Source organism: Paenibacillus anaericanus, assembly GCF_003994475.1.
GTDB lineage: Bacteria > Bacillota > Bacilli > Paenibacillales > Paenibacillaceae > Fontibacillus > Fontibacillus anaericanus.
On record NZ_RZNY01000022.1, the window covers coordinates 33,395 to 56,417 of the forward strand.

The window sequence follows — 23,023 nt, forward strand, 5'->3', positions numbered from 1 at the left end:
ATTTAGATTATTGAGGGGTTTAAGGAAATGGAGAAGTGTTAAGTGGATTTTCAAGCGGATGCTATAGATCGTGTTATAAAAAATGCTGTAGGCGTAATGGAGAACAGCAAACTGCAAATACTCGAAATTTTGGAAACGGCACGTAATGAGTTGAAGTCACTTAACAACGAACTCCAGCAGGTTATGAAGGAAACTGCGGAGACCGTGGAAAAGGTGGATCAACTTGAAGTGAATTACCGGCGTTCCCGTATCCGGCTGACAGAAGTCAGCCGGGACTTTGTGAGGTATAAGGAAGAGGATATCAAGCAGGCCTACGAGAATGCAACACAGTTGCAACTCGACCTGCTTATTTTTCGTGAGAAAGAGATGTATTTGAAAGCACGGCGTGATGATTTGCAGAAGAGGGCAAGAAATGTTGATAAATCAGTAGAACGTGCCGAGACGATTGGGACACAAATGGGAGTTGTGCTGGAATACTTATCTGGTGAGCTTGGACAAGTCACGCGTATTCTAGAATCGGCCAAAAATCGGCAACTTATTGGATTGAAAATTATTTTGGCACAGGAAGAAGAACGTAAGCGGATTTCTCGGGAAATTCACGATGGACCAGCTCAATTGCTAGCAAATCTAGTTCTTAGGACGGAAATTGTAGAAAGAATGCTCATAAAGCAGGAATTTAAGATGGTACAAGACGAAATAATAGATTTGAAGGGTCAGGTTCGCTCCAGCTTGGAGGAAATGAGAAAAGTCATTTTTAATCTTCGGCCAATGGCGTTAGATGATCTAGGACTAATTCCGACACTACGAAAGTTTGTACATGATTTTGAAGAGAAGACAAAGATAAGGGCGACCTTTGAGACGAGAGGTAAAGAATTTAGACTTTCCTCGCCAATGGAGGCAGCGGTGTTTCGTTTGATACAAGAAGCGCTTAACAATTCTGCCAAACATGCCTATCCGACATTTGTTGGTGTAGAAATCACTTATCAGGCTCAGATGGTAAAAATCATGGTTCATGATAATGGCCTCGGTTTCAAAGTGGAGCAACTTGAGCTGAAGACTAAGGAACATTCTCACTTTGGTTTAATCGGAATGCGGGAACGCGTGGAATTACTGGATGGTAGAATGGAAATTGAATCAGCGGCGAATATGGGCACCAAAATCGTCATTCACATCCCGACAAATACAGAGAAGAGAAAGGAGTAATAGGATGGATAATCTTAATTTGGGTAATAGACGAAAAATCAAAGTACTCTTGGCTGACGATCACCAGCTATTTCGTGAAGGACTTAAGCGGATTTTGAATATGGAAGAAGATATTGAAGTTGTGGGGGAATGTTCAGACGGCTCTCAGGTGATGGAAGGATGTCGTTTACACCTACCGGAAATTGTTCTCATGGATATTAATATGCCTATTTTAAATGGGGTTGAAGCAACGGCTCAACTTCGCGAGACACTTCCAGAAATAAAGGTCATTATCCTATCGATTCATGATGATGAGAGTTATGTTTTTGAGACATTACGTAAAGGTGCTACAGGTTACTTACTGAAGGATATGGAGGCAGAATCTCTCATTAATGCGATTCGTACAGTTTCCGAGGGAAATGGCTTTATTCATCCGAAGGTGACGGGTAAATTGATTCAGCAGCTTCGTCGCATGGAATATCTGAGTGAAACGGGTGCAATTGCTGAAGCGAATGTGAGCCGTGAGGCTGGCGTGAAGTTCGTTGCGGGAGATAATAATCCGCTGACACGTCGTGAGGCAGAAGTGCTTCGCCTGATGGCGGAAGGCCGTAGTAACAAGATGATTGGTGAGCATTTGTTTATTAGTGAGAAGACGGTTAAAAACCATGTTAGTAGTATTTTGCAAAAAATGGACGTGGATGATCGTACGCAGGCTGTTATCAATGCCATTAAATTCGGCTGGGTAACATTATAGTTTGAATGAGCATTAGTCATCCTTTCAGGGATGATAATCCTGGTGAGCGATAGCTCAAGAGATCGGACCCATTGATATTGAAGGATAGGGAATAGGTGAGCCCAGTAACCGACGGCCTCTACGCGGCATATATTGTCGCTAAGGGAGGTGAGTTCCATGATTCCCTACATGGGTTGGATTCTGCTGGGCTATGGTTTGGCTGCGGTGTTGGTGCACGTGTTTCACAGCCGATACTTGCGGAGCAAGCGTAAGGGCAACAAGCAGATTCATTATATTTTGGTGACTCATAATCATGAGAATCAAATGGAATGGTATTTAAGGGCTCTATCATGGTATGCAAGATTACGTGGTGAATCTCTGCGTGTAACTGTACTGGATGAAGGATCGCAAGATGATACTCTAGCGATTATGCAGCGAATGCAGAACATGAGTGGTATGGAATTGACGGTGATTGGTATCACTGAAGAGCGGGACGAAGTGGAAATGAGAGCGGTCACATCTCCTGATGAAGGAGAGAACTCGATGTATATCGACCTTCGGGTACCACAGGAGGCGGCCAAAATCCCTTATGTCCATGTCTGAGTTAGAACAAGAGCAAGAACAATTAAATAAGAAAAGGTGGAAGCGAATTAAGCGGATGCAGAAGACACAGCAAAAGCAGAATAAGCCGAAGCGAATGAAAGTGTGAAGCACACTCTTAGGGCCAATGGGCCGGGGAGTGTGCTTTTTTGCGTTATCTAGGGGAGGGGAAAGGGAATGAAGATTTGTATATATGCACTCAGATTAGCGAAGGGGTGGAAGCTTGAGGTTACTTTGGATATGCGAGTGGATATGTGGTGGTGGATAAAGGGTGGGGTACTGGCTGTGGAGCAGAGAAATAGCAAGCAAGAAACTAGAGACATAGAACATAGAAAGATTAGAGAGGTGGATAACTATGGTCAAGATGTGAAAGTAATGATCTTACTCTCCAATTCTATGCCGCTAGGATGGGCGATTACATTATGTGAAGGGTTCACCCATCAAGCTAATATGGATAACTGGACATTGGACGACTGGACAAGCTATATGAGGCTTGGGTTGAAAGAAGAGTTAGCGTTGGAACGGAAGGCGCGGGGTGACGGAGGTAGGAGCGAGCGGGAGCTAAAGGGGAGAGGAAGAGTAGTAGTGGGGAGAGTCCCGATAGTAACCGAGAGAGACCTGGTAATAATGGATCGGCCAAGTTGGTTATGGGTGAGAGAGAAAGGGTTGTCTCCGTTAGGAGTGTCGCTTATAGGGCAGGAGGTGGGAGATTACGGTTATAGGATTTCAAGTTCAAAGTTGGATTTGGGAGACGATTTAAGAGAATGGGATATTGCGTTCGCAGAGGCGGATTGGCTGGCATCCGCGCTGGAAGGGCGCTCGCTGCTGGAGGCGGAGCTTCAGCAGCTACTGGCGGAGACCGCGCCGCGGCTTGTACCAGCGGCGTGGCGCTTTGCCGCTCAGCTCGCGCATCTGCAAGGGCGCGTGCAGTTCACCGCGGGCGTGGCTCCCGCCACCGCCCGCCCTGGGCAAGCCCCGCGCCTGCTATCGCGGCGCCGGGCCCAGGCCCCCCGCTGCCGGCGTTGCGGCAGCGAAGTGCATCGCCGCACGCCCTGCGGGTCGTGCGGCTCCAGCAGCTGCGCCTACTGCGAGGCCTGCCTCGCGCTAGGGCGCAGCCGCTCTTGTGCGCTGCTGCTTCGCGGCAGCGCCAGGGGCACCGTGCCGCCCGCTGGAAGCAGCACGGCAGGATCGACCCCCACCGAGTCCTTGCTGGACCGGTGGGGGCTTAGCCCCGCGCAGCGCATGGCTGCGTGGGCGGCACTGCGCTTCCTGGCGGAGCCGCAGGAAGCGGGCAATTCCGCCCGAGCGCAGCGCGGGGCGGGGCTCTTACGACGCGCGGCATTAGGCGCGCACCATGCACTTCGCGGCGGCAACGACGCTACCGCTAGCGAAGAATCACAGCCGCAGAAGCCGCGAAGCTTCCTGCTCTGGGCCGTCACCGGCGCAGGCAAGACGGAAATGATTTTTCCGTTGCTGCGATATGTACTAGATCAGGGTGGGCGTGTCTTGGTGGCTACCCCGCGGCGAGATGTGGTACTGGAGCTAGCTCCACGTCTTGCAGTTGCTTTTCCAGAAGAGAAGATCGCCGTTCTCTACGGAGGGAGTCCCCAGCGATGGGTGGAAGCCCAGCTTTTTTTGGCTACGACTCATCAACTTATGCGTTTTCATCGGTCATTTGATCTGGTCATAATCGATGAACTTGATGCTTTTCCCTACCACAATGACCCGATGCTCGCTTATGCAGCCGAACGTTGTTGCAAATTGGAAGGACGCTTTGTCTTTTTATCAGCAACACCACCAGCTGCTCTACAGCGGGAGATTGTTGCAGGGCGTTTGCCACATGCCAAGGTGCCAGCCCGCTTTCACGGACATCCCCTTCCTTTACCAACCCACATCACCATGAAACGAGTAGAGGATTGTCTACATCGGAAATCAATTGGAACTTCTCTGACCCGTTATCTGCAAGTGTCGATCTCTCGTGGCGCACAAATATTTGTGTTCGTCTCCCGCATCCGCCACATTATGCCTCTGGTAGCTCTACTGAGACTTCGTTTCCCAGGTCTTGCTATCGAAGGTACATCGTCACAAGACGAGGAACGTGCGAGTAAAGTTTTGGCTTTCCGTTCAGGAGAAATAAGGATGCTGATTACAACAACTATTTTGGAGCGTGGTGTCACGGTACCGCGTAGTGATGTGTACATTTTGGATGCGGATAGTGGATTGTTTGATGAGGCATCTTTGGTACAAATGGCTGGACGTGCTGGGAGATCTAAGGATGATCCGGCGGGTGTGGTTGTGTTCGCCTCACTAGAGTGGAGTAAGTCCCAGCGGGGGGCTAGACACCAGATCAAGTCAATGAATATGATCGCGCGCAAAAATGGTTTTTTGAGAGAATCGAAGGGAGGATCGGGAAGATGATGACGTCACAGAATCCAACGATCCAAAATCAAATATTACAATATGGAGGAGGAGAGGGCGTATCATGGAAAACGCTACTCTCGTCGATTCATAACTTGCTATCTCCACAGGGAGTTTCTTGTTTAGTATGTGGCAAGATGATTTCAGCAATAGTTCGGGGATATCCGGAACTTTGTCACGTATGTTATGCTTCCATTCCTTGGATCATGAAACCACGATGTTATACCTGCGGGCGCCCTGTTGGTTGTCCGGATTGTAGTCGTCAAAGTGCTGGGTCCCGTAACTTTATTCTAAACCGTAGTGCGGTAGCTTATAATACGACGATGCGAGAATGGTTGGGCCAATATAAATTTCGAGGTCATGAGGCATATGGCCCGGTGTTATCACGAATGATGGGCTCAGCGATGACACGGATGTTGCAGGAACTAGCTGCCGAACAGGGGGGAGCCTCTGTTCACTTCGATGCTGTTACTTTCGTACCGATAAGTGAGGAGCGGCTAATGGAACGTGGATTCAATCAAGCCGAGTTATTGGCACGGGGAGCAGCTTCTGTTAGCGGTATTCCTCTTCTTGCCCTATTAGAACGTACTAGACATACCGAGAAACAAAGCTTCAAGAATCGACGTGAACGGCTGCATGATATTCAAGGTCTCTTTCAACTTCTGCCAGATGTGGCCGATAAGCTTGAATTTGTATTGCAGCAACCTTCTCATAAACCATCCCTACGTTCTCGCTTTACATCCCAGTACAATGTGACTATGGCAAAGAGTTCTATTTTTAGTAAACCATCAGATGTTCCTATTACCCTGTTACTCATTGATGATGTATACACGACTGGAAGTACAATTGACGCATGTTCGGAGGTTCTGTTGGAGGGGTGTTCCCAGCTCGGCCGGAAGGGGGAGATATATTGTTTTACTTGGGCACGTTCCTAAAATTTACATATTTCGACGGTTACATACAAAATAAATTGGATGAAATTGTGGACGGACTTCCTATTATAGGTTAATCTATCATCAAACCACGTTATTTGAAGGGAAGAGTCCGAATGACGATGAGCCTTGGAAATTGCCCGCGATGCGGCAAATTATTTGCTAAAGGTTTCAAAAATATGTGCCCAAACTGCATCAAAGACATAGAGCTAGAATATGAGAAGTGTTTGAAATTTTTGCGTGAGGAGAAGACGGCCACCATTCAGGAAGTTTCGGATGCTACGGAAGTTTCCATCAAGCAAATTACGAAATTTATTAAGGAAGGTCGGATATCCGTCGCCGACAATCCTAATATGATGTATCCGTGTGAAATATGTGGAGTGCTAATTTATGAGAATAATATGTGCGATTCATGCCGTAATCATCTAACCAAAGCTTTTACCAATAAAGCACGTGAGGGGTCACATTCACAGGGGACGCAAGATTCCCAAAGTAACCCGAAAAAGGGTGGCGCTTACGGTGCTGTTGACAAGTTCCGCAACTCTTAACGACAAATTATCATAAACAGTGTCATAATATTCTTCAAAATCCAATCATTCGCTATTCATAAAGTTTCAACCCTCGCCGATAAACTTAGTAAAGATTATCGGTTTTTTTATTTTGTAAAGGAAGGTGGAGCCCATGAAAATTAACGAAACAGGACGGGTCGGAGCCATAAATAACTATCAACGCCAAATCGAATCCCAACGCAATGAGTTAGATCGTAAAGCTCGTCGCAAGGATGAGGTTTCCATATCCGCAGAAGCGAAAGAATTGTTACAAGCCCAAGGGGTCGGAAATGATCCAGAACGTACCAATCGCATCGCAGATCTGAAATCACAAGTTTCCACGGGAACGTATCAAATCGACGCCGGCAAGCTTGCTGAGAAGCTAGTTCCATACTTCAAGTCATACACCGAGAATTAGGGGGCTGCTATGTCAGTTCAATTATTACAAGAGTCGATGGATCGAATGGATGAGTCATATTCTAAATTAATAGAAATTATGCAGGATAAGAAGCAGGCTGTTATAAGTAATGATTACACAGAACTGGTTCGTACATTATCCCAGGAATCAAAGTTGATTAAGAACATTGAAGAATTAGAGAAGGATCTCCTTGCTTCTGCTCAGGGATTTTTGAAATCTAAGGGTGTTAAATCGCAGTTGGAACTAACGATTACTGAGATCCTTAGGCTTGTATTTGATCCTGAAGAGAAGCGACTCTTGACCCAGTCTAGGACGAAGATAGAAGGGCGATTGCAGGATCTGAAACGTTTAAACTCATTAAATCAGGAGCTTATCGGGCAGTCACTTACTTTTATCGATTATTCCCTGAATTTGATGATGGGCGGGATGGATGATGAGGCAACCTACTCTCCACCCCAGAGCCAGGACAAGAAGCCGACGGTTAGAAGTAATATGTTCGACACAAGAGGTTAAAATTTTAGCAACACTCAAAGGAGAATGATGATGGCCTCCACTTTTCATGGGATAGAAACTAGTAAACGTGCTCTATTTGTTAATACGACATCAATGCAAACTTTGAGCCACAACATAGCCAATGCTACTACAGCAGGATATACTCGGCAGAGAGTAAATACGACCGAAGCAAGACCAATATGGGCCATGGGTATGAACAGGAGTCAACAACCAGGTCAGCTTGGTACCGGTGTAGAGTATGGAAGTATTACACGAATTAGGGACGGCTTTCTGGATACACAGTTTCGGCGTGAAAATCAATATTTAGGATCATGGGAAGTTTTGAACGCTAGTATGGTTTCTATTCAGAATATTTTGAATGAACCATCGGGTAGTGGGCTTAGCACAGTTATGGATGATTTCTGGAACTCATGGGAAACCTTGAATCGCGATCCTTCCTTATTAAGTGCACGGGTAGCTGTCGCGGGAGCAGCAAGCAATATGACAGACACACTGAAACATATTAGTGAATCACTTAATAATCTTACTAGTGACCTTACGACTAATATCGATAAGAAAGTAATGGAAGCTAACAATATACTCGACAATATTGCCAAGTTGAATGTGATCATTCGTGACAATGAAAGCTTTGGAGATAATGCGAATGACTACCGTGACCAACGTGACTTGCTGATTGACCAGTTGTCTACGATCGTCGATGTTCAATATGCTGAAGATGCAGTAGGAATGGTTAATATCACTGCTGCAGGTGTCGCGGTGCTTACCGGCGATGCAGTGACAAATTTGACGGCAGCGAATGCCGCTACAGCAACGGCTGGACAATTAGAAGGCTATACCAAGTCGCTTCAGGAAACAGATACGATCCGTAATCAGCTGAATGCGATGGTTAACACGCTAGCTACGGGTGACATAAAAGTAACACTGAGAAATGGATATGTAACTCCACAACAAATGACCGCGTTGAATCAAGTGACATTGGAAGACGGAGTCGTAATTCCTGCTGGACAAGTGATTCCTGCCGGATCTAGAGTTGCAACATCTATGGATGTTATGGTAAAGGGATTTAATGGTCTGCACGAGCTTGGGTATACGCTTACAGAGCCACCAACCTCAGGTGTTCCGTTTTTTGTTTCAACGGGTGGTGGATTTACGATCGACGATATCGGTGTCAATCAAGATATCCTTAAGAATACGAATAACATTGCAGCCTCTTCAAAAATTGAAAATGTTAACGGAGTGGATAAGGTTATCCGTGGTAACAGTGATGTTGCAAATGCTTTAGCAAGCCTGCGTGACGCACTATTCAGCTTTCCGGCTAGTCTAACGTCTCTTTCAAAAGGTTCAACCGACGATTATTTCCGGGCATTGGTTGGAGACCTTGGAATTCGGGCTAGCAACGTTGAACGGAACTTTGAGAATGAACAGGATATGGTGGATAATCTACAGATGCAGCGTCAATCCGTCAGTGGAGTTTCGATGGATGAGGAATTAGCTGATATGATTCGTTATCAGCAAGCGTACAATGCTGCTGCACGTAATATGACAACAGTGGACGAAATGTTGGATAGGGTTATTAATTCTATGGGACGTGTAGGTCTATAAAGAAAAGGGGGGAATAACATGCGTGTAACAGGATCTATGCAAAACATTCAATTACTTCGTAACTTGCGAAATATTAATACAGACATGAAAACTGGCCAACAACAATTGGCCACCGGTCAGCGCATAAGTAAGCCTAGTGATGATCCAGTTGGTGTAGGGTATCAGATGCGCTACGATACTGATCTTGCGAGAAGTGATGAATTTTTAAACAATGCACAAACAGGTAGTGAAATACTTAAAACGATGGACTCATTAATGCAACAAGCAAGTGATGTATTAAAGCGTGCTCGTACTTTAACGTTGCAGGCTAGGAATGGAACATTTGATGCACAGCAGCGTCAAGTTATTGCTTCTGAAGTGAAACAGTTGAAGGAGCAGATGGTTACCATAGGGAATAGTACCTATAATGGTCGTTATCTATTCAACGGACAGAAGACAGATCAGCCTCCATACACAGTTAATGGAGCCGCAATGGAAGTGACGGATTCGGGATTGTTTTACCTGAATGTGAGTCCCGCAGTAAATGTACCTGTAAGTATTACAGGTGAGATTGTATTTGGTAAATCCAATACGGACAATGTATTTAAAGTTCTGGATGACTTAGCTATTGCTCTGGACAGTAATAATTTAACAGCGATTTCAGATAGTTTGACTAAAATTGATGATAGTGTTGATCGTATTACCATTAGTTGGGCAGAGATTGGTGCCCGTATGAATCGTTTTGATCTAATGGAAAACCGAATTTTGGACGAGCAAGTAAATATTAAAGATCAACGTTCTCACGTAGCTGATGTCAGTACCCCGGAAGCAATTACAGATTTGAAGATGAAGGAAACCATACTGCAAGCCGCTCTATCTACAGGAGCTAGAATTATGCAGACTTCGCTGATAGATTTTATTAGGTAGATGTACATGGTGCCTTTTATGAACTCTGTTGCCTCTTCTGGAATTAAAATTTATCAAACAAGTGCTGCTTATACTCCTGCCGAGTTGAATATTACGACTCGTAATCCAGAAATGCAGGCGGACTGGATTCCTGTATGGGAAGAACTCGGGTTACCACAGCCATCTACAGTAGCTAGGGAATTAGTACAGAAAAGAGTCGGACAATTAGAGAATGATATTGCTGAAAAATCTAGAGAAGGAGATCGTATTGCCAATATTTCTTCAGGCGAGAAAAATGTATTCGGTAAAATTGCCATGGAGAGGTATATGAGACAGGGACAATCGACGGTGGTTCTTATGGCTATACCCAGTAGGGGTTTGCACATTGATGTTAAAATTTATTCACCTGAAATTAATATTGAAGTCAGAGGGAGGTTGTTGAAGTGACTGGAAATAGACAGCATAAATTGAAGTTGACAATTAAAAGTAATGATTACGGACAATTGAGATTTGAAGCCGATCGTGTATATCAATTTGAGAAGGGTATTCTAGGCATGCAAGAATTTAAAGATTATGCATTATTTCCAATCGAAGACTCCCCCTTTAGCGTGCTTCATACGATTGATGAACAGATCAGTTTTATTCTTGTGCCAGCAATTGAAGTGATTGATGAGTATGGCTTTGAGATAGATCAGGAGTTAGTAGACTTACTAGGGTTACAGAGAGTTGAGGATGTAGCGGTATTCCTTATCGTTAATATGCAAGAGAATGACCTCTATGTAAACTTAAGAGCACCAATTCTCTTAGCACCAGCAAGCCGAAAGGCTTGTCAATTTATAATTACTAACAGGGACTACCCAATTCGTTACTTATTGACGAAGAAGGAGGGCACTCATGCTAGTCCTTAAGCGTAAAGTCGGAGAGACTGTAATGATTGGAGATCACATCGAAGTACAAATCGTAAGTGTTGAAGGGGATCATGTGAAGTTAGGCTTTGTCGCACCAAAAGAAGTCCAAATTCTTCGTCAAGAGCTATATGAGGGCATTGTTAGTGAGAACAAGAATGCTGGTAACCAAGTGGGATTACAGCTACAAATGATCCAAATTTTAAAAGAGTTTAAGTCGGAAATATAATGAGGCGGGTGCATTGTTGATGAGTGGGATAAATCGGATGAATCGGATGGAATCAAGTGGTAATGAGTATCAACTACCCAGAACAGCATCTAATAACCCAGATTCAAATTTGCAGCCAGATCAGGCTAAATCTTCACTTCCTAGAACTTTTGATTATGAACTTCTTAATGAAGATGCACGAAATAAGGCTGACCGTGAGTTGGAGAAAGTAAATGAGGCGATTAAATCTTCGGAAAAAATGCTTCGTTTCAAGTATAACGATGAAGTAAAACAGGTTTATGTAGAGGTAATTAATCGTGAAACACAGGAAGTAGTTACTAGTTTGCCTCCAGAATTTTTAATTGACCTATCTATAAAAATGAAAGAATTAATTGGTTTGTTTATTGATAAAAAACTATAAATAATCAAGAGAGGATGAATAAAATGAGTATTAGTCTTACTGGTATGGCTTCCGGTTTGAATACTGCAGAGATGGTAGAGAAACTTATGGCCTTGGAAAGAAAGTCATACGAAAAGCTGGAAAATAAACAAACATATATGAATGATGTTAAATCTTTCTACACAGGAATTAACACTAAGCTTAGTGCACTAAGAAACGCCGCTTCTGATCTAATGCTGCGCGCTAATTACCAATTGACATCGGCAAAAAGCTCAAATGAAAGTGTGGCTCAGGTTAGTGCAGGAACATCAGTCTCTACAGGATCTTTTTTAGTTGAGGTCAGTCAATTGGCAACGCCTCATGTCATGATGTGGGATACTGCAACTCCTGATACAGATTTTGCTGGTGGGGAAATTACTAAAACGATCAAGTTCCATTTTGAAGGTAAAGAAATTGAAATCGAAGCGAAGGGGAAAAACGCTGGCGAGCTCATGGAGAGTATTAAGACTCAGGTGAACAGTAATGCGAAAGGGCTTACTGCTGCTGTTATTAATACAAGCACAGGCAAGAAGTTGATATTTAATGCATCAAACTCTGGATCAGACGGTAAAATAGGTTTTACTTCCGCGGAAAAGGGCGTTTATATTGAAGATAGCGAAGGTGCGTTTTCGCTTTTAGGTACCAATACACAGATTGCACCCGAAGAAGCGATTTTTAAAGTGAATGGTGTAGAAATAACCCAAGGTAGCAATGTGATAACGAATGTTATTGATGGAGTAACGATGAACCTTACGGGTAAGGGCTCGTCTACCGTTAAGGTAAGCACGGATACCGACAAAATTACAAGTAAAGTGGAGGCTTTTATAAAAGCATACAATGATATTACTACTTCGATTAGAGATGTTATTGGAGAGAAGAAGCCATTACAAGGAGACTCTACATTACGTGATTTATCCAACCAAATGAATCAATGGATGAACACCTTAGTTGATTTTGGGGACGGAACCGATTTTGATAAGAAGTATACAATTTCCAGTTTTGGACTGGAAATTGATAAAGGACAGACCAAAGCAAGTTTAATGACGGGCACTATTAGTTTTGATAAAGAAAAATTTATCAATAAATTTCTTGAGGATCCGGAATTAGTGATAAGTATGTTTAATAAAACTGTTCCTGATCTCAATAATCCTGATAATCCAGATAAATTACCTAAAGCTGTTGGCATTGCCGCTCTTTTCAAAGATAATGTTTATGCATGGAGCAAGTCTGACGGTGTTTTTGCTAGTAAAATTAAAGGTTATGATGCAGAAGTGGCATTAATAACGGATCAGATGTCTCGTTTAGATGCCAAGTTGCAAGCGAAAGAGGCGCGAATGAAGAGCCAATTTACAGCCATGGAAGTTGCATTATCTAAATTACAAAGTGAACAAACATATATGTCCAGTCAACTAAATGCTTTGACCAAGAAATAATGAGTGCAAAGGGATGAAACGATATGCAAATGCCATATCAGACGGGGTACAAAGCTTACCAACGGAACAAGTATGAGACTGCTTCTCCGCATAGGTTGATCCTAATGCTCTTCAATGGGGCAATCCAGTTTGTTAATCAAGCTCAAACGGCAATATCTGAAGGGAATAATACGGAAGGACATCGGCTTATTCTAAGAACCCAGGATATCATTTATGAGTTGATTTCCTCACTAAAAGAGGATCAAGGCGGAGAAATCGCCAAAAATCTTAAAGGCATCTATTTGTATATTATTGATAGACTTGTTCAGGCTAACTTGAATAAACAAATTGATTACCTGGTAGAAGTTAATGCATTGTTAAGTGATCTCAAGAGTGCCTGGGAACAGATTGGAAAGGAGGGTACTCTTGGATAGACAAAGATCTGAATTGTTAGAACGGCGAAACCAAAGGTATGTAGAACTACTGAATATATCTAAACGTCAGGTTCATCATGTTCATAACGAAGATTGGCTTGAAGATCTGGATGGATTTTTAGCATTAATGGGAGAATGGGCTATGGTCCGTCAGGAATTGGACAAATTAAATGAACAAATCGTAGTTGAAGGGCTATCACCTAACGAGTTGGAAAACTATAATGAGGCTATTAGACCTTCTGTTATTGAAGCGATGGATAATCAGCAATTTGTTGAGCAAAAATTCCAAGATCAATTCCTTGAACTGTCAAAATCCATGAAATCAGTACGAGATCAACAAACAGTTCTTCAGGCTTATTATGGTACCAGAAGGACAGAATTTGAACCTATTTATTTTGATGAAAAAAAATAATTTTTCTTTTAAATACTATTCATAGTTTTAAAGATGCAACCGATATAGTAATTAGGTCACAAGGATGTGACTAATCTAAAACAATCATGGAGGATGATAAGTATGTCGATGTACATTAACACTAACGTTGCAGCTCTTAACGCACACCGTAATTTGGGTTCCAACAACACTCAAATGGGTAAAACAATGGAAAAGCTTTCCTCAGGTTTCCGGATTAACCGCGCTGCAGACGATGCTGCGGGTCTAGCAATCTCTGAGAAAATGCGTTTCCAAATTAATGGTTTGAACCAAGCTTCTCGGAACGCACAAGATGGCGTTTCCTTGCTACAAACGGCTGAGGGTGCTCTGACAGAAGTTCACTCGATGTTGCAACGTTTGAATACGCTGGCTAACCAATCTGCTACTGGTACTTATGCTTCTGCAGACCGCGGTGCTCTTCAACAAGAAGTTACCCAACTTTTGAGTGAAATCAACAACATTGCTAACTCTACTAATTTCAATGGTATTGATCTGTTGAAAGGCACTGGTAAAGTGAGTTTCCAAATTGGAGTAGACAAAACAAACACGTTGACAGCAACTCTTAAGAGTATGAAAACTTCTTCTTTGAAAATCTCCAGCTTGAGTATTTCTACTCAAACTAAGGCTCGGAGTGCACTTGCTCTAATTAAATCTGCAATTAACACAGTTTCTGATCAACGTGCTAAATTTGGTGCTATCCAAAACCGTCTTGAGCATACGATCAACAACTTGGGTGTGACTTCCGAAAACTTAGCTGCTTCCGAGTCCCGTGTGCGTAATGCTGACATGGCTAAAGAAATGACAGAATTCACACGTAACCAAATCTTGGTACAAGCGGGTACTGCAATGTTGGCACAAGCTAACTCTGCACCACAATCCGTGCTGAAATTGCTCGGTTAATACAAAAAGGAATACTGGTATTAATGTAGCCTCCGCTCTTAGAGCGGGGGTTTTTGCTATTCAATTATGCTATGCTAAAACCGATATTAATATTAATGATAATGTAAAGGGATGAAGTGATATGGATATATATAAAGACGGAAAATGCGTGCCAAATACAATAGAAAATGTACAGGAATTGGATCGATTCTGGGTGGAAATGACTAAAAAAATTTCAGAAAGTACTCGTTATATTAAAGTTGTTGAAATTAATGAAATCCCTTTTTACGATGGTTATGAATTTCAGATTGTTCAGCAATTTGATGAAATCCGATCATTACATGTCTTTACAATTTCAGCACAGGAAAGCTTGAATGAGACACTGGATAGTATCATTAATTACAGTGCTAAAGTACTAGTTAGTTTACCTGAAATATACCGTCCACTATATGCTGAGTTGGAACAAGAACATTGGGAGCAATTGTTCGCTTTGCTTGAAGGTATGGAATGGATGGTACAAGCTATTGAATTCAGTGTAATTCTGATAGATCAGACTCATCAGAATGAATCGGCAAATACAATTTTACAAAATATACAGCTGGGACTTCAAGAGCATTTTGTAATCATGGATCAGTTATTAAAGGAAGAAGATTTAATTGGTTTTGGTGACATGTTACAGTATGAGATTGAACCGCTATTGACAGAGTTAACTCGAATCGAGGTAGCAGGTGAAGACGTTGTACAATAATTACAAGCAAAATCTTGCCTTCTTAAAGTCGAATTATCCTAACATTTATCAATTTGCAAAACAAAGAAAACCGGATTTGAATAAATATAACATTGTTGATACCCGCAATGGTGAAAAGAACATAATAGTAAAAAACACATCCTCAGAATATGGGATTCACAGTAAGTATAATCCTTCTAACGAAGCGAAAATGTGGGTGGATTCAATAGCACATGAGGTTGAACGAGTCCATAGTATTTTAATATTTGGGTTTGGACTTGGTTATCACATAGAAAAGTTTTTAGAGAGATATCCTGATAAAACCATCTATATTTATGAGCCTGATGAAAGCTTGTTCGCAGCCGTGCTTGAGGCGAGAAATATTGAGGGATTACTGGATCATCGGAAGATAGGAATACTTGCAGTTGGAAGTGAAGAATCTATTCGTTATGGTTTGGTTAACAATATTGCTTTTCAGGTTAAGGACTCTTTTTCTTTTCAGGTACTTCCAATTTATAATAGAATGTATCGTGAACTTGTATCAGAACTAAGAGAAAACACAGAAATGCTAATTTTGAATTATCGATCTAACCTTGCAACTGTGATTTATTACCAGTATGAATGGATTGAGAACATCCTTTATAACATGGATAAGGTTATTACAACTCCCTCCTTGTCCGGCATAAATGGTGCTTGTACAGATATCCCAGCTATTGTAGTAGGATCTGGTCCTTCTCTTAAAGAAGATATTGAATATTTAAGGAGGTTAAAATCTCATTGCTTAATTATTGCAGCCGGATCAAGCTTACAGGCACTACTGCATGAAGGAATAGAACCTCATTTAGTTGTGTCAATTGATGGTGGTGAACCCAACTACTTAGTATTCAAAGATCTTGATGTATCCGAAATTCCTTTTGTGTTTGGTACAACAATAAAGCACACAATTCTAGAGAACAGAGAGGGTACATTTATTCATCTTCTTCTTGATTTAGATCTAATAGGCATGCATCTTCTTCAATCGCAAACTGATGAGCCAGTTTTTCAAACTAATTCAACTGTTACAGGAACTTGCATTCAGATCGCAAATTATTTTAATTGTTCTCAAATCATTTTGATGGGACAAGATCTATCGTATCCGAATAATCAATACTACACTGTAGGTGTAAATCATGTTACCCCTGAACAAAAGCAACAGACCCTAGATAGTGCAACTGAAGAAATTCCCAATGTTGTCGGAGGAATGAATTCAACCACCAAAAAGATGCTTAATACACTACGCGATATGGAACATTTGATAGGGCTCATCCCAGAAATGGAAGTTATTAACACTTCAAAAATGGGTGCACAAATCAAGGGGACGATTTATCGCAGTATAGAAGAAGTCTATGAAGTAAATAAGCATCGGTACTTAGAAATCGATTGGTTCAAAAGATTACTTGATACACAACTTTCTTTCTATACAACCACAGAGAGGGAAAAGATTTATTCAAAAATTAAGTCAACAAGAATCGAAGTTCGAAAGATTGAGAATAAACTTCAAAAGTTAGGTGGTAAGATGGTTGACCTACATTTATCATTGAACTCATCCGAAAAAAAAATCGATACGCTCTTAATTGATGTGGATAGGTTATGGAAATGGATCGCGGGGCGCAAAGTATTTGAGGAGGTTTATTTTTTTCCATTACAGGCTCATGTGAGCGTGTATATGCGCCAGTTACCTGATATCGTTAATGAGAAGGACTCCAATCGTAAAGGAGAGGCTATTGTTACTCATCTAGGAGGACTTGTTAAAGAAATGATAGCTTTGACACCTTATTTACTAAAAGGTTTTGATGAAGCAATTAAGCGGATAAACGATCGGGAAGTCTCATTACTATCAAAGGAGAACTAACATGACGGGATTCTACACAGGTAAAAAGGTGCTCATTATCGGAGGAACAGGAACCATTGGTCAGAGTCTACTTCAATTTATCTTGAAGGATTCTCCCTCAGTTGTGAGATTATTTAGTCGTGACGAATATAAACAGTTTCAATTACAACAGGAATATAAAGAATATGATAATATTCGATATTTAATAGGTGATGTGCGGGATTATAACAGATTAGAACGTGCTATGCAGGACGTAGACTTTGTATTTCACACAGCTGCCATGAAGCATGTTCCTGCTTGTGAGTATAATCCGTTTGAAGCAGTACAGACCAATGTGATTGGAACTCAAAATGTTATACAGGCTGCATTGGCGTGTAGTGTAAAAAAGGTAGTATTCACCAGTACAGACAAAGCTATATCTCCAACCAACACGTATGGGGCTTCTAAACTAATGGCTGAAAGGCTGATCTCGGCTGCACAATTTCAGGCGGGATCCAAAAATACCATTTTTTCCGCAGTTCGATTTGGTAATGTGATGGGATCTAGGGGCTCAGTTATTCCACTTTTCCAATGGCAAATTAAAGAGAAGCGTAGGTTGACTGTTACATGCAAGGAAATGACACGCTTTATGATGAGTTTAAAACAGGCTACTGAGTTAACAAGCAAAGCAATGCAAATTGCAAAGGGTGGAGAAATATTTGTGTTGAAGATGCCCGTCATCCAATTAGCCGATTTAGTGGAGCTTATTGTCAAAGATTCAGTCGATAAATTAGGGATGATGGCTGAAGAAATTAAAATTGAGGAAATTGGAATAAGGCCAGGGGAGAGAATGTATGAGGAATTAATGACTGAAGAGGAAGCAAACAATGCTTACGAGACAAATGATATGTTTATACTCCCTCACCCATTCTTGAAAAATCACGAAGATATTTATTCGAATGTTAATAAGGCAGAATGTAGAAGCTACAGTTCTCATACACAGCAGCCGATTAACCAATGTGAGTTATACTCCTTGCTCGTGGAAGAGAAATTATTACTTAATATTTCTAGCATGTAACTGTGAGGTTCGTATATATGCTCAATATATCACTTTGTATGATTGTTAAGAATGAACAGCAAAACTTAATGAGATGTCTTGAAAGCGTCCGATCAATAGTTAGTGAAATAATTGTAGTTGATACCGGATCGACAGACAAAACTAAAGAAATTGCAAGCCTTTTTGGAGCACAGGTAATCGATTACACATGGAATGATGACTTTTCTGCTGCGAGAAATGTAGCCATTGAGGGAGCCCTCGGAGAATGGGTTTTAGTTTTAGATGCAGATGAGTATGTTGTAAACGTTAATACTTCAATGCTTCAAGCATTTTTTTTGAATAATAAATTATCACAAATAGGTACAATTGAAATACAAAGTCGTTTTTTGCAGGGGGATATTGAAAATACTGCGGTTCATCATATATCACGATTATTTCCCGCAGGCATCAGTTATACGGGGCGTATTCATGAACAATTGAACACTAACTTGCCAAGAGTAAGTACCGGGATTGTATTAAAGCATGAAGGTTATTATGAAACAAATAAGGCTGAAAGAAATTTAAGGCTTCTTCATAAAGCTTTAGAAGCTGATCCTGGTGATAATTATTATTTGTTCCAAATTGCTCGACAGTATCGTGGTTGTTCTCAATCTGAGCGGGCGCTGAATTATATTGAAAAGTGTTATAGCACTTTGAATGGACAAGAGGCATATGCAGCCGAAGCAGGTATTGAGTATCTATATATCCTTATGGAAAACAGAAGATTGCAAGAGGCGGTATCTGTTATCCAAAAGCAACATACTTTTCTTGAAAATATGGCAGATTACTATTTAGTTTGTGGACTCATATACACCAAGATAGGAATGGACCAAATAGTTGATGCTATATCTTATGTGCCTCTAATTGAACAGTGTTATTTAAAGTGTCTCTCGTTAGGGAAGAAGGGTGGGAGAGAGATTGTAAAGGGCACAGCTACCTTCATTGCGGCGTATAATCTGGGTGCTTTTTATGAAGCCAAAGGAGATATAATAAGAGCTAAGTACAATTATAGGCGGTCTGCAGAATATGGATATGATCCAGCTACAAACAGATTGAAAGAGTTGGAGAAGTTGTAATATCTTCGGATGTTTTAGTAGTACTAATGGGAGGGACAGATATGATAAAAAGCTATATAAAATCCATAGAATATTATGTTCCTAAAAAAATTGAGTACAATGACCAGAATGAGAAACTTACTAAAAAAATTGGGATTAATCAAATTAATGTGGTTGAAGAAGAGACAGCAACTGATTTAGCATTTATGGCAGCAGAAAAGCTGTTTGAATCAGGAATTTGTGAACGAGAACATATTGACTTTATTATTTTTTGCACTCAATCACCGGATTATTTTTTACCAACCTCTGCTTGTTTGCTACAAGCAAGATTAGAATTGCCAACAAAATGTGGGGCGTTTGATTATAATTTGGGCTGTTCTGGATACGTCTACGGGCTATCTTTAGCGAAAGGCCTAATTGAGACAGGACAAGCAGAAAATATCTTACTATTAACTGGAGATACTTACAGTAAATATGTAAATAAGAAGGATCAAAGTGTAAAGGTACTATTTGGAGATGCGGGATCAGCTACACTGATTTCCAATGTAAATGCAAATGAGGATTATTTGGGTCCGTTTGTATTTGGAACGGATGGAACCGGAAAGGAAAATTTGATTGTAAGAAACGGGGGCGCTAGAGAACCATATACAGAAGAAGCACTAATGGAGCTGGAAGATAGATATGGAAACTTAAGGTCCAACGCAAATTTATATATGAACGGTCCAGAGGTGTTTAACTTTACACTAAGGGAAGTTCCACCAGCATTCTTTGAATTGCTTGAGAAGACAGGTATGGCTATTCAAGATTATGATAGATTTGTTTTTCATCAAGCAAATAAATTTATGCTAGAACATTTAAGGTTAAAATTAAAAATACCTGAAGAAAAGTTTACTGTGTGTCTTGAAAATTATGGTAATACTGTATCTTCAACAATTCCAATAGCTTTGAAAAACGAAATGGAACAAGGTAATCTCGATGACAACAATAAACTGTTGCTTCTTGGTTTCGGAGTAGGTTACTCATGGGCAGGTTGTAAAATGGTATGGAAAAATAGTTGAAATGAGGGCGTATAGATGGATTTCAAAAATTTCGTTAGAGAGTTTGAAGAAAACGTGGTTATGGTTGCTGAAGGTACATTAGAAATGAGTACTGTTCTAGAGAACTTAGAGGATTGGGATTCACTAGCTGTTGTGTCAACAATGGCAATAGCTGACAACATGTTTGGAGTTCAATTGGATGGAGAAGAAATTGTCTCGTGTACCACCTTTGGTGAGTTGATTGATAAAGTGAAAAATCAACTTTCAGGTGCATAAATCATGCAGGATCCCTTTTCCTTAAGTGATAAAACGATTCTTTTGACAGGTGCATCCTCAGGTATAGGAAAACAAATTGCAGAGACTCTAAGTAAACAAGGTGCAAGGTTAATTTTAGTGGGAAGACATCAGGATACCCTTGATGAAACTAAGGGATATTTAAATGTGAATCTAAATCAAAATCATATTGTCGAGAATTTTGATTTAGAGCATGTTGATGAAATCCCGGGTTGGATGAAAGAAATCGTGTCTAAACATAATGTTAACATTGATGGAATTGTACATTCTGCTGGTATTCAAACTACCAGTCCCATTCGAACAATGAAAATAAGTGAAATAGAAAAAATGATGTCTCTTAATCTATACTCTGGTCTTGCATTATTGAAAGGTTTGTCGAACAAAAAGGTTAATTCTTCTGGAGGATCGTTTGTTTTCATATCTTCAATTATGGGAGTAGTAGGTCAACCAGGAATAGTAGGTTATTCCGCTAGCAAAGGAGCCATAAATTCCGCTGTGAAATCATCGGCACTTGAATTAGCGAGACATGGGATTAGAGTGAATTCGATTTGTCCTGGATTTATCCCTACAAAAATGATGGATCAGTGGTCTAAATTAGTAACACTAGAAAAGCGAAAAGAAACCGAAAATCAATACCCACTTGGTTTCGGGACTCCAACTGATGTTGCTTATGCAGCTGTCTATCTTCTTTCTGAAGCTGCTAGATGGGTAACTGGAACATCTATGGTTATTGATGGAGGGTACTCCTGTCAATAAATAAATAATTGGAGGCAGATGTATGATCAAGTTTGTTAAGCTTCGTCAATATCATCTAGAGCAAGTAATGCGCTGGAGAACTCATCCCAATGTAACACGATATATGTTTACAGACATTGAAGAAAATATGGATCATCAATTGTCATGGTACACCAAGATAAGTAACGATAACAGTCAAAAACATTGGTTAATATCTTATAATGACAGGTTAATTGGTGTAGTTTCACTTAATGATATTCAATGGGAACATTCTAGATGCAGTTGGGGACTGTACATTGGCGAGTTTGATGTGAAATTAATTGGAGGATTAATTGCACCTCATATGTATCAATATGTATTTGAAACACTGAAACTCAAGAAAATAACGGCAGAAGTATTAGGGAAAAACGAAAAGGCAAGAAAGACCCATCTTATGCATGGTTGTCGAGAAGTAGGAGTATATAAAAATCATATATTTAAATATGGGGAATTTGACGATGTTTATTTATATGAGTTAATGGATTACGAGTGGCAAGAAAAACGAAATCGTTATGTTCACTTAAAGACAGAATTTGAAGAATAAACCATGACAATTATGAGGTAAATGGATGCAAAGAGAACTTTACGAAATTAATGAAATAGTAGTTTTTCGTGCGGATGCAACCAATAATATTGGGACTGGGCATCTAATGAGGTGCTTGATCTTGGCCGACGAATTACTGAAGCATAGTTATACTAGTATTTTTGTAGTTAAAGACTTACATAGTGACTTAATCCAATATATAAATACTCGCGGATTTCAGGTCATTTTGATTAACGGTGAAGATATATCTATTGAGCAGGATGCAACAACTACAATTGAGTTCGTTAGTGGTCTTATTAACAAACCTAAATGGATCATTGTTGATCATTATGGAATTGATTATCGCTGGGAGACGATGCTAAGACCGCATGTGAAGGGAATTATGGTAATCGATGATTTAGCAAATAGATCTCATAATTGTGACATCTTATTAGATCAGAATATCAGTCACAACTATAAGTTAAGATATAATAAGTTCATAACACCTGGGTGTAAGTTATTTCTTGGACCTGAATATTTAATTCTAAAAGAACACTTCTATGCCTCACGTCATGATATTCAGCCTCGTTCAGGAGCAGTTAAACAAATACTTGTTTTTTTTGGAGGAAGCGATCCTACTGAAGAAACCATGAAAGTGTTAAATTGTCTGAATAAAAATAACTTTAATGATGTTGAATTTAACTTGATAGTGGGATTATCAAATAAAAACAAGCAGGTTATTGAACTAAAAACTAAGCAACTGAAAAACGTGAATTTTTTTTGTCAGGTGGAACACATCTCTGAACTTATCTTGAAAGCCGATTTTGCTCTTGGAGCGGGAGGTATAACGATGTGGGAGAGATGTTTCTTGGGCTTACCCTCTGCCGTCACTGTAGTGGCGGACAATCAACAAGAGTCAGTGCTAGTTGCGGAATATCATCAGACAATATGGAATATGGGGTGGCATGAAAATATCATCTCACAGGATTACAATAACATAATTGAAAAGGCACTTGGTTTACCAAATGTACTGAAGAGAATGAGTGAATATTGTCTAAACCTAATTCCAGGTAGTAGGCTAGATTATGTGATAAATGAAATCGTTAATCCGATAAAAGCTGACTAAGGAG

At 40.7% G+C, this 23,023-nt stretch carries 27 protein-coding genes; all 27 read left to right on the forward strand.

The window, feature by feature from the left end; translation table 11 throughout:
* Positions 1-42 precede the first annotated feature (42 nt).
* The 27 genes from EJP82_RS21020 to pseG all read left to right on the forward strand — a co-directional run bounded on the left by EJP82_RS21020 (position 43) and on the right by pseG (position 23,019).
* Positions 43-1,203, forward strand: a complete 1,161-nt coding sequence (locus EJP82_RS21020) for a sensor histidine kinase (RefSeq protein WP_127194033.1) — start codon at positions 43-45, stop codon at positions 1,201-1,203.
* Between the two features lie 4 nt (positions 1,204-1,207).
* The gene (locus EJP82_RS21025) at positions 1,208-1,936 is read left to right on the forward strand and encodes a response regulator (protein WP_127194034.1); all 729 of its coding nucleotides are present in this window, start codon (positions 1,208-1,210) and stop codon (positions 1,934-1,936) included.
* Between the two features lie 156 nt (positions 1,937-2,092).
* The gene (locus tag EJP82_RS21030) at positions 2,093-2,518 is read left to right on the forward strand and encodes a hypothetical protein (RefSeq protein WP_127194035.1); all 426 of its coding nucleotides are present in this window, start codon (positions 2,093-2,095) and stop codon (positions 2,516-2,518) included.
* A 174-nt stretch (positions 2,519-2,692) separates the two neighbouring features.
* A complete protein-coding gene (locus EJP82_RS28920) occupies positions 2,693-4,933 on the forward strand; it encodes an ATP-dependent helicase ComFA (RefSeq protein ID WP_127194036.1) in 2,241 nt (746 codons plus the stop codon).
* Complete coding sequence (locus EJP82_RS21040) at positions 4,930-5,868, forward strand: ComFC family protein (RefSeq protein ID WP_127194037.1); 939 nt, start codon at positions 4,930-4,932, stop codon at positions 5,866-5,868. Before EJP82_RS28920 ends, EJP82_RS21040 begins: the two co-directional genes overlap by 4 nt.
* Positions 5,869-5,987: 119 nt before the next feature.
* Positions 5,988-6,413 carry a flagellar protein gene (locus EJP82_RS21045; protein WP_127194079.1) on the forward strand — a complete coding sequence of 142 codons (426 nt, stop codon included), beginning with the start codon at positions 5,988-5,990 and terminating at the stop codon, positions 6,411-6,413.
* A gap of 133 nt (positions 6,414-6,546) precedes the next feature.
* Entirely contained in the window at positions 6,547-6,831 is a 285-nt protein-coding gene (flgM, locus tag EJP82_RS21050; protein WP_127194038.1) for a flagellar biosynthesis anti-sigma factor FlgM, read from the forward strand.
* Between the two features lie 9 nt (positions 6,832-6,840).
* On the forward strand, positions 6,841-7,344 hold the full coding sequence (locus EJP82_RS21055) for a flagellar protein FlgN (protein WP_127194039.1): 504 nt from the start codon (positions 6,841-6,843) through the stop codon (positions 7,342-7,344).
* Between the two features lie 24 nt (positions 7,345-7,368).
* The gene (gene flgK / locus EJP82_RS21060; protein WP_246054358.1) at positions 7,369-8,946 is read left to right on the forward strand and encodes a flagellar hook-associated protein FlgK; all 1,578 of its coding nucleotides are present in this window, start codon (positions 7,369-7,371) and stop codon (positions 8,944-8,946) included.
* 18 nt (positions 8,947-8,964) lie between these two features.
* Entirely contained in the window at positions 8,965-9,852 is an 888-nt protein-coding gene (gene flgL, locus EJP82_RS21065) for a flagellar hook-associated protein FlgL (protein WP_127194040.1), read from the forward strand.
* 6 nt (positions 9,853-9,858) lie between these two features.
* Positions 9,859-10,278, forward strand: coding sequence for a DUF6470 family protein (locus EJP82_RS21070; RefSeq protein WP_127194041.1), 420 nt, complete (start codon positions 9,859-9,861; stop codon positions 10,276-10,278).
* Complete coding sequence (gene fliW, locus EJP82_RS21075) at positions 10,275-10,739, forward strand: flagellar assembly protein FliW (protein ID WP_246054360.1); 465 nt, start codon at positions 10,275-10,277, stop codon at positions 10,737-10,739. The genes EJP82_RS21070 and fliW overlap by 4 nt, the downstream gene beginning before the upstream one ends.
* Entirely contained in the window at positions 10,726-10,965 is a 240-nt protein-coding gene (csrA, locus tag EJP82_RS21080; RefSeq protein WP_127194042.1) for a carbon storage regulator CsrA, read from the forward strand. Before fliW ends, csrA begins: the two co-directional genes overlap by 14 nt.
* A gap of 37 nt (positions 10,966-11,002) precedes the next feature.
* On the forward strand, positions 11,003-11,365 hold the full coding sequence (locus tag EJP82_RS21085; RefSeq protein ID WP_246054362.1) for a flagellar protein FlaG: 363 nt from the start codon (positions 11,003-11,005) through the stop codon (positions 11,363-11,365).
* Between the two features lie 23 nt (positions 11,366-11,388).
* Complete coding sequence (gene fliD, locus EJP82_RS21090; RefSeq protein ID WP_170220260.1) at positions 11,389-12,816, forward strand: flagellar filament capping protein FliD; 1,428 nt, start codon at positions 11,389-11,391, stop codon at positions 12,814-12,816.
* A 23-nt stretch (positions 12,817-12,839) separates the two neighbouring features.
* The gene (fliS, locus tag EJP82_RS21095; RefSeq protein ID WP_246054364.1) at positions 12,840-13,229 is read left to right on the forward strand and encodes a flagellar export chaperone FliS; all 390 of its coding nucleotides are present in this window, start codon (positions 12,840-12,842) and stop codon (positions 13,227-13,229) included.
* Positions 13,222-13,641, forward strand: a complete 420-nt coding sequence (locus EJP82_RS21100; protein WP_127194045.1) for a hypothetical protein — start codon at positions 13,222-13,224, stop codon at positions 13,639-13,641. The genes fliS and EJP82_RS21100 overlap by 8 nt, the downstream gene beginning before the upstream one ends.
* Positions 13,642-13,743: 102 nt before the next feature.
* Complete coding sequence (locus tag EJP82_RS21105; RefSeq protein ID WP_127194046.1) at positions 13,744-14,559, forward strand: flagellin N-terminal helical domain-containing protein; 816 nt, start codon at positions 13,744-13,746, stop codon at positions 14,557-14,559.
* A gap of 121 nt (positions 14,560-14,680) precedes the next feature.
* Positions 14,681-15,286 carry a hypothetical protein gene (locus EJP82_RS21110; protein ID WP_127194047.1) on the forward strand — a complete coding sequence of 202 codons (606 nt, stop codon included), beginning with the start codon at positions 14,681-14,683 and terminating at the stop codon, positions 15,284-15,286.
* Positions 15,276-17,156: a motility associated factor glycosyltransferase family protein gene (locus EJP82_RS21115; protein ID WP_127194048.1), complete on the forward strand. Its 1,881-nt coding sequence runs from the start codon at positions 15,276-15,278 to the stop codon at positions 17,154-17,156. The genes EJP82_RS21110 and EJP82_RS21115 overlap by 11 nt, the downstream gene beginning before the upstream one ends.
* A gap of 1 nt (position 17,157) precedes the next feature.
* Positions 17,158-18,192, forward strand: coding sequence for an SDR family NAD(P)-dependent oxidoreductase (locus tag EJP82_RS21120; RefSeq protein ID WP_127194049.1), 1,035 nt, complete (start codon positions 17,158-17,160; stop codon positions 18,190-18,192).
* A 17-nt stretch (positions 18,193-18,209) separates the two neighbouring features.
* Entirely contained in the window at positions 18,210-19,286 is a 1,077-nt protein-coding gene (locus tag EJP82_RS21125) for a tetratricopeptide repeat-containing glycosyltransferase family 2 protein (RefSeq protein WP_127194050.1), read from the forward strand.
* A gap of 41 nt (positions 19,287-19,327) precedes the next feature.
* A complete protein-coding gene (locus tag EJP82_RS21130) occupies positions 19,328-20,323 on the forward strand; it encodes a ketoacyl-ACP synthase III (protein WP_127194051.1) in 996 nt (331 codons plus the stop codon).
* Positions 20,324-20,338: 15 nt separating this feature from the next.
* Positions 20,339-20,578 carry an acyl carrier protein gene (locus EJP82_RS21135; RefSeq protein ID WP_127194052.1) on the forward strand — a complete coding sequence of 80 codons (240 nt, stop codon included), beginning with the start codon at positions 20,339-20,341 and terminating at the stop codon, positions 20,576-20,578.
* Positions 20,579-20,581: 3 nt separating this feature from the next.
* Positions 20,582-21,352: an SDR family NAD(P)-dependent oxidoreductase gene (locus tag EJP82_RS21140; RefSeq protein WP_127194053.1), complete on the forward strand. Its 771-nt coding sequence runs from the start codon at positions 20,582-20,584 to the stop codon at positions 21,350-21,352.
* Positions 21,353-21,374: 22 nt separating this feature from the next.
* Entirely contained in the window at positions 21,375-21,914 is a 540-nt protein-coding gene (gene pseH / locus EJP82_RS21145; RefSeq protein ID WP_127194054.1) for a UDP-4-amino-4,6-dideoxy-N-acetyl-beta-L-altrosamine N-acetyltransferase, read from the forward strand.
* Between the two features lie 25 nt (positions 21,915-21,939).
* Positions 21,940-23,019: a UDP-2,4-diacetamido-2,4,6-trideoxy-beta-L-altropyranose hydrolase gene (pseG, locus tag EJP82_RS21150; RefSeq protein ID WP_127194055.1), complete on the forward strand. Its 1,080-nt coding sequence runs from the start codon at positions 21,940-21,942 to the stop codon at positions 23,017-23,019.
* Positions 23,020-23,023: the final 4 nt, after the last annotated feature.

Coding starts and splice junctions, on each gene's coding strand:
- EJP82_RS21025 (WP_127194034.1), top strand. CDS start 1,208: ATGGATAATCTTAATTTGGGTAATAGACGAAAAATCAAAGTACTCTTG.
- EJP82_RS21030 (WP_127194035.1), top strand. CDS start 2,093: ATGATTCCCTACATGGGTTGGATTCTGCTGGGCTATGGTTTGGCTGCG.
- EJP82_RS28920 (WP_127194036.1), top strand. CDS start 2,693: ATGAAGATTTGTATATATGCACTCAGATTAGCGAAGGGGTGGAAGCTT.
- EJP82_RS21040 (WP_127194037.1), top strand. CDS start 4,930: ATGATGACGTCACAGAATCCAACGATCCAAAATCAAATATTACAATAT.
- EJP82_RS21045 (WP_127194079.1), top strand. CDS start 5,988: ATGAGCCTTGGAAATTGCCCGCGATGCGGCAAATTATTTGCTAAAGGT.
- flgM (WP_127194038.1), top strand. CDS start 6,547: ATGAAAATTAACGAAACAGGACGGGTCGGAGCCATAAATAACTATCAA.
- EJP82_RS21055 (WP_127194039.1), top strand. CDS start 6,841: ATGTCAGTTCAATTATTACAAGAGTCGATGGATCGAATGGATGAGTCA.
- flgK (WP_246054358.1), top strand. CDS start 7,369: ATGATGATGGCCTCCACTTTTCATGGGATAGAAACTAGTAAACGTGCT.
- flgL (WP_127194040.1), top strand. CDS start 8,965: ATGCGTGTAACAGGATCTATGCAAAACATTCAATTACTTCGTAACTTG.
- EJP82_RS21070 (WP_127194041.1), top strand. CDS start 9,859: ATGGTGCCTTTTATGAACTCTGTTGCCTCTTCTGGAATTAAAATTTAT.
- csrA (WP_127194042.1), top strand. CDS start 10,726: ATGCTAGTCCTTAAGCGTAAAGTCGGAGAGACTGTAATGATTGGAGAT.
- EJP82_RS21085 (WP_246054362.1), top strand. CDS start 11,003: ATGAATCGGATGGAATCAAGTGGTAATGAGTATCAACTACCCAGAACA.
- fliD (WP_170220260.1), top strand. CDS start 11,389: ATGAGTATTAGTCTTACTGGTATGGCTTCCGGTTTGAATACTGCAGAG.
- fliS (WP_246054364.1), top strand. CDS start 12,840: ATGCAAATGCCATATCAGACGGGGTACAAAGCTTACCAACGGAACAAG.
- EJP82_RS21105 (WP_127194046.1), top strand. CDS start 13,744: ATGTCGATGTACATTAACACTAACGTTGCAGCTCTTAACGCACACCGT.
- EJP82_RS21110 (WP_127194047.1), top strand. CDS start 14,681: ATGGATATATATAAAGACGGAAAATGCGTGCCAAATACAATAGAAAAT.
- EJP82_RS21120 (WP_127194049.1), top strand. CDS start 17,158: ATGACGGGATTCTACACAGGTAAAAAGGTGCTCATTATCGGAGGAACA.
- EJP82_RS21125 (WP_127194050.1), top strand. CDS start 18,210: ATGCTCAATATATCACTTTGTATGATTGTTAAGAATGAACAGCAAAAC.
- EJP82_RS21130 (WP_127194051.1), top strand. CDS start 19,328: ATGATAAAAAGCTATATAAAATCCATAGAATATTATGTTCCTAAAAAA.
- EJP82_RS21135 (WP_127194052.1), top strand. CDS start 20,339: ATGGATTTCAAAAATTTCGTTAGAGAGTTTGAAGAAAACGTGGTTATG.
- EJP82_RS21140 (WP_127194053.1), top strand. CDS start 20,582: ATGCAGGATCCCTTTTCCTTAAGTGATAAAACGATTCTTTTGACAGGT.
- pseH (WP_127194054.1), top strand. CDS start 21,375: ATGATCAAGTTTGTTAAGCTTCGTCAATATCATCTAGAGCAAGTAATG.
- pseG (WP_127194055.1), top strand. CDS start 21,940: ATGCAAAGAGAACTTTACGAAATTAATGAAATAGTAGTTTTTCGTGCG.